Genomic DNA, 12,051 nt, shown 5'->3' with positions numbered 1-12,051 from the left:
TGGTGGGCGATACCAGATTCGAACTGATGACCCCCTCCGTGTAAAGGAGATGCTCTACCAACTGAGCTAATCGCCCTCATCTATCTCATTTACTGCCTTATTTCACCACACGCCGAGTTTGGTGGGCGATACCAGATTCGAACTGATGACCCCCTCCGTGTAAAGGAGATGCTCTACCAACTGAGCTAATCGCCCCGCCGTGTTGTTGGAGTCGCATTATAGGGATAGTTCGAAGTGAGTCAACGGTTTTTAAAACGAAAACAATCGTTCGCCGCAAATTTAAACAGGATGCGATATTTATCGCCGCTGTGAAGGTGCCTTTCGCCCTGTCGGTCAGTAATCATCAATTGCATACCGGTAACATCGTTGAGGAATTACTACAGGGTGGTAGAATGTCGCCTACTTTTTCGAATTTCGAGCACCTGCCAGCTTCTGCTGGTCAGCGTCGCGTAATAAGGCATCGAACCCAATGAAAATCAAAACCCGTTTTGCACCCAGTCCTACCGGCTATCTCCATGTCGGTGGCGCACGTACCGCGCTCTATTCCTGGCTGTTCACCCGGCATTTAGGCGGTGAGTTTGTTCTGCGTATCGAAGATACCGATCTTGAGCGCTCAACTCAGGAAGCCATCGATGCCATTATGGACGGTATGAACTGGCTGAATCTGGATTGGGATGAAGGCCCGTATTTCCAAACCAAACGTTTTGATCGCTATAATGCCGTGATTGATCACATGCTGGAAAAGGGTACCGCTTATCGATGCTATTGCTCTAAAGAGCACCTGGAAGCGCTACGTGAAACCCAAATGGCCAATGGTGAGAAACCTCGCTACGATGGCCGTTGCCGCGATAGTCAGTGTACCCACGGTGCTGATGAGCCGTCAGTCGTGCGTTTTCGTAATCCGCAGGAAGGTTCCGTCATTTTCGACGATAAAATCCGTGGGCCAATCGAATTCAGCAATCAGGAGCTGGATGATTTAATCATCCGCCGTACAGATGGTTCACCCACCTATAACTTCTGTGTGGTGGTCGATGACTGGGATATGGAAATCACTCACGTTATCCGTGGTGAAGACCATATCAACAATACCCCTCGTCAGATTAATATTCTGAAAGCGTTAGGTGCTCCGGTTCCTGAATATGCTCATGTTTCAATGATTTTGGGTGATGACGGTAAAAAACTGTCTAAACGCCACGGCGCAGTCGGGGTAATGCAATATCGCGATGACGGCTATCTGCCAGAAGCTCTGCTGAACTATTTGGTCCGTTTGGGTTGGTCTCATGGCGATCAAGAGATTTTCACTGTTGCTGAGATGATTGAGTTATTCACGCTGGACGCTGTCAGTAAATCAGCCAGTGCTTTCAATACTGAAAAATTACAGTGGCTGAATCATCACTATATTAATAGCCTGCCGCCAGAACATGTTGCTGTGCAACTGTCGTGGCATGTCGAGCAACTCGGGATTGATACTCGCAATGGGCCTGAATTGGTTGAAATTGTTAAACTGCTGGGCGAACGCTGCAAGACACTGAAAGAAATGGCAGGATCATGTCGCTATTTCTACGAAGAGTTTGACGAATTCGACGCTGATGCGGCTAAAAAGCATTTGCGCCCTGTCGCCCGCCAACCGCTTGAAGCCGTTAAAGCAAAACTCGCCGCCATCACTGACTGGACCACTGAAAACGTTCATAACGCCATTCAGGGCACTGCTGATGAGTTAGGTGTAGGTATGGGTAAAGTTGGCATGCCGCTGCGTGTTGCTGTCACTGGTGCCGGCCAATCGCCGGGAATGGATGTCACTGTCCATGCTATCGGTCAGGCACGTACGCTGACTCGTATTGATAAAGCATTAGCCTTTATTAGTGAGCGCGAAGCTCAGCAGTAATCGCCAGGATACAGGTACTATCAGGCAGCCACCGTGGCTGCCTTTTTTATTATTGGTAGTCAGAATAATTATGCGCGACATTTAATATTTAAGGCGATCTAGCGGCTGATTTGGCGGCTTTTTCAGCGCTTAGCGCGAGAAATCGAATTAGCCGTTGACACTGTTTCAGTGGTTTCATATCATGCGCCCCGTTCACACAATTTATTATGTGCGCATTGGGGCTATAGCTCAGCTGGGAGAGCGCTTGCATGGCATGCAAGAGGTCGACGGTTCGATCCCGTCTAGCTCCACCACTCTTTACAGGTTTGATTAGGTCTATTTGATTGCTTAATCAGGCGGGTTAGTTTGGTGGCACAGTGATAAATCAGTACCAACAACCACATTTGTGGGGCTATAGCTCAGCTGGGAGAGCGCTTGCATGGCATGCAAGAGGTCGACGGTTCGATCCCGTCTAGCTCCACCACTCTTTAAAAGACCGGCTTATAGCCGGTCTTTTGCTTTGCACAATTTGTCATAATCCTTCTCCAATTGCTCATTATCTACATCTACGGCTATCCTATTTACTCTTCAAACCTATTGATTACAGCGGAAATAGACGATGAACCCGCAGCAACAGATCATTGAATGGTTACATGCTGACCCCTATCGGATGCAGGCTTTGTCTGTTTCCCGTGAACTTGGGTTAAACCAGTGGTGTTTGGCGGCCGGGTTTGTCCGTAATTTGGTATGGGATCATCTGCATGGTCACCCGTCCCCAACTCCGCTTAATGATATTGATTTAGTCTATTTTGATCAGCAAGATACCAGCGAGCAACATGATTTACAGTTGGAAACGCAACTCGTGCAAAAGACCGCTGTTCAACATCCCCCCTTCCCCTGGTCAGTGAAAAATCAGGCCAGAATGCACCTGCGTAGTGGCCGCCAACCTTATACCAGCACCGAAGATGCCATTAGCTATTGGGTGGAAGTGGAAACTGCGATAGGTGCCAGACTCACAGCTAACGGCGCGATTGAATTGGTGGCCCCATTGGGTTTGAATGCGCTATTTACCCGAACTATCACCCTGAACTCTAAAAATGGTGAAATTGATACATACTACCAACGGGTCAATAGCAAAGGTTGGTTGCAGTATTGGCCTGAGTTGCGCTTGGTTGTTTAGCGGCTCAAGCCAATATTGGGCGCTCAGAAAATCACCAAGTGATAAGATTGTGTAAAACCGCGCCAGAACGTTAAAGGTTAATATCAGTTCGTCGATAAGCATTATTCCATCCATGCTTTTCTAAGGAATAATGATGTCGAATACCATTTCTACAGCATCAGTCTCTGTGACCACCAGCAGTAGCGCCAGTAGTAGCAGTAGCTCTTCGGACAACAGTTCAGCGGCACAAATTAAATCTATTAATCAAGAAATCCAAAAACTGACAGAAAAATTAAGTACCTTGAAAGATTCTGGTTTAACTGCTGATGAGTTACAAAAACAGCAACAACAGATTCAGAGTCAAATTGCCGCGCTACAAGCTGAAGTTGCCCGTATTCAGGCAAAAGAAGCTGAAAAAACCAAAGAAGGGGATAACAATACTGTCAGCGCGCCGGCCGGCGATGGGGTAAACCGCCCTTCCGCACAGAACCAGATTGACGTTTATATTTAATGAAGTTGGTACCCTACAAAATAAAACTATGGCGATGACGGGAACGCGCCCATCGCCATAGTTCAGCAGGCCAGATTAACCCCGCTTGAGGGGTTTGACCAAACTGTCCAACCCTTCAATCTTGATTGCCAGAGTCATCTCCATCAGCATACCCAGTTTACCCTGCGGAAACTCGCCTTTGCGGGCGAACCATAGTAGGTACTCTTCCGGTAAATCGATTAATACCCGCCCCTGGTATTTACCGAAGGGCATCTGAGTATTGGCAATCTCAATCAAATTCTCTTTTTCCATGCAACCCTCTGGTGTCAGGACGACTCACCGAGCAAACGGATCATTTCTGCTTCATCAATGACTGTAATTCCAAGTTCCTGTGCTTTCGCCAGCTTTGAACCGGCAGCCTCACCGGCTATAACCAGATCAGTTTTCTTGGAAACACTGCCACTCACTTTGGCACCTAAAGCCGTCAGGCGATCTTTGGCATCATCCCGCGAGAGAACCGTCAGTGATCCCGTCAGAACCACGGTTTTACCCGCAAATGGACTGTCGATCTCTTCGACAACAATTTGCTGAGGTTCAGGCCAACTGATCACTTTTTCCAGCGCTTCGATCACTTTCTGATTGTGCTCTTCACCGAGGAAATTCAGCACATGCTTTGCCACTATTTCACCCACATCCGGCACACTTTTTAATGCATCGATATCGGCCGTACGCAGGTTATCCAGATTACGGAAGTGAGCCGCTAAATTAGCGGCTGTCGACTCGCCTACCTCACGAATACCCAAAGCATACAAGAAGCGCGCAAAAGTGGTCTGTTTGGCCTTTTCTAGCGCCGCAATCAGATTTTGTGCGGATTTCGGCCCCATCCGATCCAGCCCAGTCAGTTTACCGGCGGTCAGCTCGAATAAGTCAGCGGGGTTCTCGACATACTGTTTTTCCACCAGTTGCTCGATAATTTTGTCACCCATACCGTCCACGTCCAGCGCCCGGCGGGAAACAAAGTGCTTTAGAGCCTCTTTACGTTGCGCCGCGCAAAATAAGCCACCGGTACAACGAGCAACAGCCTCGCCTTCTACCCGTTCGATATCAGAACCACATACCGGGCAATGCTCTGGGAAAGTAATCTCTTTGGCATCGAGAGGCCGCTGTTCCATTACCACCCCAACCACTTGTGGAATGACATCACCGGCACGGCGCACAATCACCGTATCACCAATGCGCAGGCCAAGACGCTCGATTTCATCGGCATTGTGGAGTGTCGCATTGCTGACAACAACCCCCGCCACCTGTACCGGCGCCAGGCGGGCAACCGGCGTAATCGCACCAGTGCGCCCCACCTGGAACTCCACTTCACGAACTCGGGTTATCTGCTCCTGCGCCTGGAATTTAAATGCCGTTGCCCAGCGAGGTGAGCGTGCCACGAAACCCAATTTCTCTTGTAAATCGATGTCATCAACTTTGATAACCACACCATCAATGTCGAAGCCTAAACCGGTGCGATCTTGTTCTACCTGACGATAAAAGGCGATGACCTGCTCGCTGCCAGTACACAATTTCATCCGACTACTGACCGGCAAACCCCAGTTTTTAAATTGCATCAGGCGTTGAATATGGCTACGCGGTAACTCAGCGCCCTCTAGCAAACCAACACCGTAACAGAAGAAGGTTAATGGCCGTTTGGCGGTAATGCGAGGGTCTAGCTGGCGCAATGAGCCTGCCGCGGCATTACGTGGGTTGGCGAACACTTTACCCCCTTTGCGGCGCGCCTCTTCATTGAGCTGCTCAAAACCGGCCAGCGGCATAAAGACTTCACCGCGAACTTCGACCCGCCGTGGGAGTTTATCCCCATGCAGTCGCAGTGGAATAGCGCGGATGGTGCGCACATTGGCAGTAATATTTTCGCCGGTAGTGCCGTCACCACGGGTCGCCGCTCTGACCAGTTCGCCATCTTCGTACAATAAACTGACCGCCAGACCATCCAGTTTTAGCTCGCAGCAAAATGTCAGCGGCTCAGCGGTTTTCAGCCGATCATGTACCCGCTTGTCAAAGGCCAGATAACTCTCTTCATCAAAGACATTATCAAGAGACAACATCGGCACTTCGTGCTTAACCTGATCAAACGTATCGAGAGGGGCTGCCCCTACCCGCTGTGTCGGTGAGTCATTGGTAATCAATTCAGGATGTTGTGCTTCCAGCTCGCGCAATTGCTGCATCAGGCGGTCGTATTCAGCATCAGGTATCTCAGGGGCATCCAGCACATGATAACGATGTTCGTGATGGCGCAATGAGGTTCTTAGTTGATTAATTTGCTGAATTATCGATTCCATAGCTCACCATCAAAGATAAAAAACCCCCGGCAGGCGGGGGTTCGGGTTAATTCGATTCATTGCGGAACAACGTTATCAGACGGTTGCGTTTGCATCCAGCACCTCGCGAATGCGGGCCTTGTACGTTTCCAGTTTCTGCGGGGTCATCATACGGCGATCATCATCCAGCACTACACCACCGACATCATCGGCAATACGTTGGGCTGATTGCAGCATTAGCTTAAAGTTCTGATTTGCATCGCCGTAAGACGGTACCATCATAAACATTGAGACACCCGGCGTTGAAAAATCAGACATGGTGTCAGGATCAAATGAACCCGGTTTTACCATATTCGCCAGACTGAATAATACTGGGCCACTGCCTGCCGGGCTAAGATGACGATGGAAAATACCCATCTCACCGAACTGGAAACCAGACTGAAGCACACTCTGTAACAGCAACTCGCCGCCAAGAGCACCACCGTGATGCGCTGCGACATGCAGCACCAAAACAGTTTCTTTCAGTTTTTGCGGTTTCGCTTCTGAGGCAGGAACAACAGGCTCAGGCTGTGGCTCTACGTGTCGCGGTTGTGAATACGATTCATCAACCGATCCAAGCACAGGGTCACGCTGTGATTCATGCGATGGTTGCTCAGCCGATAACCCACCCAAAAGAGGGTCGTCGTGTTCAGTTTGCTCTGAAACAACAGGTTTTTGACGAGGTTCCATCTTAACCTGAGCTGGCTTGGTTTCAGTGTGCTGAATAACCGGCATTTCTTCGTCGTCGTCAAGATGACTAAACGAAAGCTTCTCTTGTGGATGAGCTGTGCGGACGCGCACTTCTCCTACCCCTTCATCGATACTCTCGATCGGGGTTTCAACACGTTCTTGTTTCGCACGTTTAACTGGGCGATCGCGAAAAAGTGAAGAGCGTTCTTTACGGCTGGTCCATAAACCATGCAATAACAACGCTATTATGGCGATCGCGCCAACAACGATTAATATCAGACGCAAATCCTGCATCATTACTATCTCTGTTGTTCCAATACATTGCCACCGCGGCAAACATTCACCCTCTAACTCTATTTCCCAACGAACACAAGTGCAAGGCCGTGCTCAATTTTCTTCGAAGAAAAATGATTACGCGGGTCATTTTGCTTATTTTTTGCACAATATACGACTATGCAGTGGTAAATCATACCGATATGATACACCCGTCAATACAATTACTGAGAACTGAATGGCATGGCGTATACGCAAAAAGCAGTAAAAAAGGTCAGTGGTGTCCATTATTTTGCCCAAGGATGGCGGCTAATCTCCCGTCTGGGCATCCGGCGATTTGTTATTTTACCCTTACTGGTGAATATTCTGCTGATGGGAGGTGCATTCTGGTGGTTATTCAACAGGATAGGTGACTGGGTTCCGCAGTTGATGAGCCACGTTCCCGATTGGTTGCAATGGCTCAGTTATCTATTGTGGCCGGTGATGGTTCTGTCAGTGCTACTGGTATTCAGTTACCTGTTTAGCACCATCGCCAATATCATCGCCGCCCCCTTTAGTGGTTTGCTGGCTGAACAACTGGAGGCCAGTCTGACAGGTAAGCCGCTACCCGACACCGGCATATGGGGAATAGTAAAAGATTTACCCCGCATTATGGCACGCGAGTGGCAAAAGCTGGCTTACTACCTGCCACGGGCATTGGGGTTGCTGGTGTTGTACTTTATTCCCGGCATCGGCCAGACGGTTGCGCCGGTATTATGGTTCCTGTTCAGTGCCTGGATGTTATCCATTCAGTATTGTGATTATCCCTTTGATAACCATAAAGTGAGTTTTCAGCAGATGCGCAGTGCGCTCCGTCAGGATAAGGTCGATAATTTACAGTTCGGCGCACTGGTAAGCTTATTCACTATGATCCCATTCGTTAATCTGGTGATCCTTCCCGTCGCTGTCTGCGGCGCGACGGCAATGTGGGTCGATCGTTATCGCCACCATTTTATCCAACCGCCGCGCTAAATTTCTGAGGGCGTGCTGGCCACGCCCTCGTTGTTGAGATCAAAAGTTATTGGGATTAAAACTTATTTCTTAATAACATATCGATATACCAATTACTTACTTCCATAGCCATACTGTTAGCGTATGATTTCAACGTTTCCTACATTTTCATAGAGTTAAAGGACGGGCTATGAGCAAGATATATGAAGACAACTCTTTCACAATCGGCCATACGCCGCTGGTTCGTTTAAACCGTATCGGTAACGGGCGCATTTTGGCGAAGGTTGAATCACGCAATCCAAGTTTCAGCGTTAAATGCCGTATCGGTGCCAATATGATTTGGGATGCCGAAAATCGCGGAGTTCTGACGGCAGATAAAGAGTTGGTCGAGCCGACCAGTGGCAATACCGGTATTGCACTGGCCTTTGTTGCCGCCGCTCGCGGTTATAAATTAACCCTGACCATGCCCGAAACCATGAGCATTGAGCGCCGCAAGCTGCTGAAAGCACTGGGGGCCAATCTGGTACTGACCGAAGGTGCCAAAGGAATGAAAGGGGCGATTGCCAAAGCGGAAGAAATCCAAGCCACCGATCCAGACCGTTATCTGATTTTGCAGCAATTCAGTAACCCAGCAAACCCAGAAATTCATGAAAAAACCACCGGCCCGGAAATCTGGGAAGATACGGAGGGTGAAGTCGATGTCTTTGTCGCCGGTGTCGGTACCGGTGGCACCCTGACCGGCGTCAGCCGCTACATCAAAAATACCAAAGGTAAGGCGATTATCACGGTTGCAGTAGAGCCAACAGACTCACCGGTCATCACTCAGGCATTGGCAGGTCAGGAAATTAAACCCGGCCCACATAAAATTCAGGGTATTGGTGCTGGCTTTATTCCCGGTAACCTCGACTTAAACCAGATTGATCGTGTTGCTCTGGTGACTAACGATGAAGCCATCTCTATGGCGCGCCGCTTGATGGAGGAAGAAGGTATTCTGGCGGGTATTTCTTCCGGTGCTGCCGTTGCTGCCGCGGTCAAACTTTCTGAAGAACCAGACTTTACGGACAAAACAATTGTGGTTATTCTTCCCTCTTCGGGTGAGCGTTATTTAAGCACTGCGTTGTTTGCAGATTTGTTCACTGAGCAAGAACTGCAACAGTAATCACGCCGCCGCACTAAATGCTAAAAAAGCACCCTTGTGGGTGCTTTTTTTGTGGCGTGCTTCAAAGTTTTTACTACATAAAGATTGATTTTACCTTCTGGGTTTAGTATTTAACCGGTCAATTATTTCGTTGCGCGAAATTAATCGCTTAGTGGCTGCATCTTAAGCTGAATCGATTTAACCATTATGCAATGCCACAAAAAATGTCATCACTCGAACGCTGATTGAAGACATAATGCAAAGAGAGCATTATTCTTAGTTATGGCAGTAACGATTTTAGACCTGAATTCAGGTTTCATCGGAAACTGTCTTTGTGACTTGTCGGTGGTTGAGGCATAGTCATGCGCAAGCCAAGAAATGTCGTTATGCGCACACCAATACAGGCTAAAGTCTGGCATTTACACTAAACTTTAGCTCCACAACATAAATCCAAAATAAGTTGGGGAAATACTCATGTTCCAGCAAGAAGTTACTATTACTGCACCAAACGGTCTGCATACCCGCCCTGCTGCCCAGTTCGTTAAAGAAGCAAAAGGCTTCGCGTCTGAAATTACCGTGACCTCTAACGGTAAAAGCGCTAGCGCTAAAAGCCTGTTCAAACTGCAAACTCTGGGCCTGACCCAAGGTACTGTTGTTGTGATCTCAGCTGTTGGTGAAGATGAGCAGAAAGCGGTTGAGCATCTGGTAAAACTGATGGCAGAGCTTGAGTAATCACGCACGCTTTTTTAGTTAACACCAGTCAAGAGTAAGGTAGGGTTATGATTTCAGGCATTGCAGTATCACCGGGTATCGCTTTTGGTAAAGCACTTTTACTGAAAGAAGATGAGATTATCATCAACCGGAAAAAAATCTCTGCTGACCAAGTGGAGCAAGAAGTCGAGCGTTTCAAAACTGGGCGGGCCAAAGCGTCTGAGCAATTAGCCGCAATTAAGACCAAAGCTGGCGAAACATTCGGTGAAGATAAAGAGGCCATCTTCGAAGGGCATATTATGCTGTTGGAAGATGAAGAGCTTGAGCAGGAAATCATAGCCCTCATCAACGATGATAAACAGTCTGCTGATGCGGCCGCTTATTCAGTGATTGAAGGCCAGGCGAAAGCGCTGGAAGAACTGGATGACGAATATCTGAAAGAACGTGCGGCTGACGTACGTGATATCGGTAAGCGCCTGCTGATGAATATTCTTGATATGACCATTGTCGATCTGAGCGCTATTCAGGAAGAAGTGATTCTGGTGGCGACTGATTTGACACCGTCAGAAACGGCGCAGATTAATCTGAATAAAGTGTTAGGGTTCATCACCGATTTAGGGGGGCGTACTTCGCACACCTCGATTATGGCTCGTTCGTTGGAACTGCCTGCTATCGTTGGGACCACCGATGTGACCAAACAAGTCAAGAATGGCGACTATTTGATCCTCGATGCGGTTAACAATAAAATTTATGTTAATCCGACCAGCGACGTCATAAGTGAACTCAAAACAGTAAGAGATCAATGTCTTGCTGAAAGAGACGAATTGGCCAAACTGAAAGACCTGCCTGCTATCACCCTTGATGGCCATCAGGTTGAAGTGGTCGCCAACATTGGTACTGTGCGTGATATCGCCGGTGCAGAGCGCAATGGCGCTGAAGGTGTTGGTCTATATCGTACCGAATTCCTGTTCATGGACCGCGACTCACTGCCTACCGAAGAAGAGCAGTTCCAGGCATATAAAGCCGTTGCACAAGCCATGGGCTCTCAAGCCGTTATCGTCCGTACTATGGATATCGGCGGCGACAAAGATTTGCCGTACATGAATCTGCCGAAAGAAGAAAATCCATTCCTGGGCTGGCGCGCCATCCGTATTGCTATGGATCGCAAAGAGATACTGCACGCACAACTGCGGGCAATCTTGCGGGCATCGGCATTTGGTAAATTGCGTATCATGTTCCCGATGATTATTTCGGTTGAAGAAGTACGCGAACTGAAAGCAGAACTTGAACTGCTGAAAAGCCAATTACGTGAAGAAGGTAAGGCCTTCGATGAAACTATCGAGGTCGGTGTGATGGTGGAAACACCTGCGGCGGCAGTTATCGCTCGCCATTTAGCTAAAGAAGTAGATTTCTTTAGTATTGGGACAAACGATCTAACTCAGTATACTCTGGCAGTAGATCGTGGCAATGAGCTGATTTCTCATCTCTATAATCCAATGTCGCCATCGGTATTGGGCCTGATCAAACAGGTTATTGATGCATCTCACGCTGAAGGTAAGTGGACCGGTATGTGCGGTGAACTTGCTGGCGATGAACGTGCTACACTGTTGCTATTGGGCATGGGGCTGGATGAGTTCAGCATGAGTGCAATTTCGATCCCACGCATCAAGAAAATTATCCGTAATACGAATTTCGAAGATGTGAAGGTGTTGGCCGAGCAGGCATTGGCTCAACCAACAGCGCAGGAATTGATGGATTTGATTAACACATTCATTGAAGAAAAAACACTCTGCTAATTCCACGATACTGGAACGCTGCCCAATATAAATACTTAGGAGAAGATCATGGGTTTGTTCGATAAGCTGAAATCATTGGTTTCAGATGATAAAAAAGACAGTGGTACTATTGAGATAGTTGCACCATTGTCTGGTGAAATCGTCAACATCGAAGATGTTCCTGATGTTGTTTTTGCAGAGAAAATCGTTGGTGATGGTATTGCCATCAAACCTACAGGCAATAAAATGGTTGCTCCTGTTGACGGTACCATCGGTAAAATTTTCGAGACTAACCATGCTTTTTCTATCGAATCCGACAGCGGCATTGAGCTGTTCGTCCACTTCGGTATTGATACCGTTGAACTGAAAGGCGAAGGTTTCAAACGCATCGCTGAAGAAGGCCAACGGGTCAAGAAAGGTGATGTGATAATAGAGTTCAATCTGGCCCTGCTGGAAGAGAAAGCCAAGTCTACATTGACGCCGGTTGTTATCTCCAATATGGACGAGATTAAAGAACTGATTAAGTTGTCCGGTAGTGTCACTGTCGGTGAGACCCCCATTATTCGTATTAAGAAGTAATGTCATACGAATGAAAAAC

Annotated in this window: 11 protein-coding genes and 4 tRNA genes; 10 read left to right on the top strand and 5 right to left on the bottom strand. The window is 48.0% G+C overall.

The window, feature by feature from the left end:
• Together AEP37_RS00965 and AEP37_RS00960 are read right to left on the bottom strand one after the other, a co-directional pair.
• Nucleotides 1–76: transfer RNA gene (locus AEP37_RS00965), tRNA-Val, on the bottom strand.
• Nucleotides 77–119: 43 nt separating this feature from the next.
• Nucleotides 120–195: transfer RNA gene (locus AEP37_RS00960), tRNA-Val, on the bottom strand.
• 274 nt (nt 196–469) lie between these two features.
• On the opposite strand from AEP37_RS00960, the gene gltX reads away from it, so the two are divergent.
• From gltX to AEP37_RS00935, 5 genes are all read left to right on the top strand, one after another.
• Complete coding sequence (gene gltX / locus AEP37_RS00955; protein ID WP_049608451.1) at nt 470–1,885, top strand: glutamate--tRNA ligase; 1,416 nt, start codon at nt 470–472, stop codon at nt 1,883–1,885.
• A gap of 217 nt (nt 1,886–2,102) precedes the next feature.
• A tRNA-Ala gene (locus tag AEP37_RS00950) sits at nt 2,103–2,178 on the top strand.
• Nucleotides 2,179–2,272: 94 nt separating this feature from the next.
• Nucleotides 2,273–2,348, top strand: a tRNA-Ala gene (locus AEP37_RS00945).
• Nucleotides 2,349–2,483: 135 nt separating this feature from the next.
• The gene (locus AEP37_RS00940) at nt 2,484–3,044 is read left to right on the top strand and encodes a nucleotidyltransferase family protein (protein WP_049608448.1); all 561 of its coding nucleotides are present in this window, start codon (nt 2,484–2,486) and stop codon (nt 3,042–3,044) included.
• Between the two features lie 133 nt (nt 3,045–3,177).
• Entirely contained in the window at nt 3,178–3,534 is a 357-nt protein-coding gene (locus tag AEP37_RS00935) for a FlxA-like family protein (RefSeq protein ID WP_049608444.1), read from the top strand.
• A 75-nt stretch (nt 3,535–3,609) separates the two neighbouring features.
• Here the strand turns inward: AEP37_RS00935 and AEP37_RS00930 are convergent, their stop codons facing one another.
• From AEP37_RS00930 to zipA, 3 genes are all read right to left on the bottom strand, one after another.
• Complete coding sequence (locus tag AEP37_RS00930) at nt 3,610–3,825, bottom strand: DUF3820 family protein (protein WP_049608441.1); 216 nt, start codon at nt 3,823–3,825, stop codon at nt 3,610–3,612.
• A 14-nt stretch (nt 3,826–3,839) separates the two neighbouring features.
• Nucleotides 3,840–5,858: an NAD-dependent DNA ligase LigA gene (ligA, locus tag AEP37_RS00925; RefSeq protein WP_049608437.1), complete on the bottom strand. Its 2,019-nt coding sequence runs from the start codon at nt 5,856–5,858 to the stop codon at nt 3,840–3,842.
• A 75-nt stretch (nt 5,859–5,933) separates the two neighbouring features.
• On the bottom strand, nt 5,934–6,863 hold the full coding sequence (zipA, locus tag AEP37_RS00920; protein WP_049608434.1) for a cell division protein ZipA: 930 nt from the start codon (nt 6,861–6,863) through the stop codon (nt 5,934–5,936).
• Nucleotides 6,864–7,082: 219 nt separating this feature from the next.
• On the opposite strand from zipA, the gene cysZ reads away from it, so the two are divergent.
• The 5 genes from cysZ (at nt 7,083) to crr (ending at nt 12,032) form a co-directional block, all read left to right on the top strand.
• Nucleotides 7,083–7,850, top strand: coding sequence for a sulfate transporter CysZ (gene cysZ, locus AEP37_RS00915; RefSeq protein ID WP_049608431.1), 768 nt, complete (start codon nt 7,083–7,085; stop codon nt 7,848–7,850).
• A 169-nt stretch (nt 7,851–8,019) separates the two neighbouring features.
• Nucleotides 8,020–8,988: a cysteine synthase A gene (gene cysK, locus AEP37_RS00910; protein WP_049608428.1), complete on the top strand. Its 969-nt coding sequence runs from the start codon at nt 8,020–8,022 to the stop codon at nt 8,986–8,988.
• A gap of 453 nt (nt 8,989–9,441) precedes the next feature.
• Nucleotides 9,442–9,699 (top strand): phosphocarrier protein Hpr, encoded by a 258-nt coding sequence (gene ptsH / locus AEP37_RS00905; RefSeq protein ID WP_049608425.1) that lies wholly within the window; start codon nt 9,442–9,444, stop codon nt 9,697–9,699.
• A gap of 47 nt (nt 9,700–9,746) precedes the next feature.
• Nucleotides 9,747–11,474, top strand: a complete 1,728-nt coding sequence (gene ptsI, locus AEP37_RS00900) for a phosphoenolpyruvate-protein phosphotransferase PtsI (RefSeq protein ID WP_049608423.1) — start codon at nt 9,747–9,749, stop codon at nt 11,472–11,474.
• A gap of 48 nt (nt 11,475–11,522) precedes the next feature.
• Nucleotides 11,523–12,032: a PTS glucose transporter subunit IIA gene (crr, locus tag AEP37_RS00895; RefSeq protein WP_049608420.1), complete on the top strand. Its 510-nt coding sequence runs from the start codon at nt 11,523–11,525 to the stop codon at nt 12,030–12,032.
• Nucleotides 12,033–12,051 lie beyond the last annotated feature (19 nt).

The organism is Yersinia pekkanenii (assembly GCF_001152565.1).
Taxonomy (GTDB): Bacteria; Pseudomonadota; Gammaproteobacteria; order Enterobacterales; family Enterobacteriaceae; genus Yersinia; species Yersinia pekkanenii.
Note: the sequence above shows the minus strand (reverse complement) of the source record. Positions and strands in the feature narration are given on the sequence as shown.

Bases quoted from the DNA above. Each gene is read 5' to 3' on its own strand.
- cysK (WP_049608428.1), top strand. From the start codon at position 8,020: ATGAGCAAGATATATGAAGACAACTCTTTCACAATCGGCCATACGCCG.
- gltX (WP_049608451.1), top strand. From the start codon at position 470: ATGAAAATCAAAACCCGTTTTGCACCCAGTCCTACCGGCTATCTCCAT.
- cysZ (WP_049608431.1), top strand. From the start codon at position 7,083: ATGGCGTATACGCAAAAAGCAGTAAAAAAGGTCAGTGGTGTCCATTAT.
- ligA (WP_049608437.1), bottom strand. From the start codon at position 5,858: ATGGAATCGATAATTCAGCAAATTAATCAACTAAGAACCTCATTGCGC.
- ptsI (WP_049608423.1), top strand. From the start codon at position 9,747: ATGATTTCAGGCATTGCAGTATCACCGGGTATCGCTTTTGGTAAAGCA.
- zipA (WP_049608434.1), bottom strand. From the start codon at position 6,863: ATGATGCAGGATTTGCGTCTGATATTAATCGTTGTTGGCGCGATCGCC.
- AEP37_RS00935 (WP_049608444.1), top strand. From the start codon at position 3,178: ATGTCGAATACCATTTCTACAGCATCAGTCTCTGTGACCACCAGCAGT.
- crr (WP_049608420.1), top strand. From the start codon at position 11,523: ATGGGTTTGTTCGATAAGCTGAAATCATTGGTTTCAGATGATAAAAAA.
- ptsH (WP_049608425.1), top strand. From the start codon at position 9,442: ATGTTCCAGCAAGAAGTTACTATTACTGCACCAAACGGTCTGCATACC.
- AEP37_RS00930 (WP_049608441.1), bottom strand. From the start codon at position 3,825: ATGGAAAAAGAGAATTTGATTGAGATTGCCAATACTCAGATGCCCTTC.
- AEP37_RS00940 (WP_049608448.1), top strand. From the start codon at position 2,484: ATGAACCCGCAGCAACAGATCATTGAATGGTTACATGCTGACCCCTAT.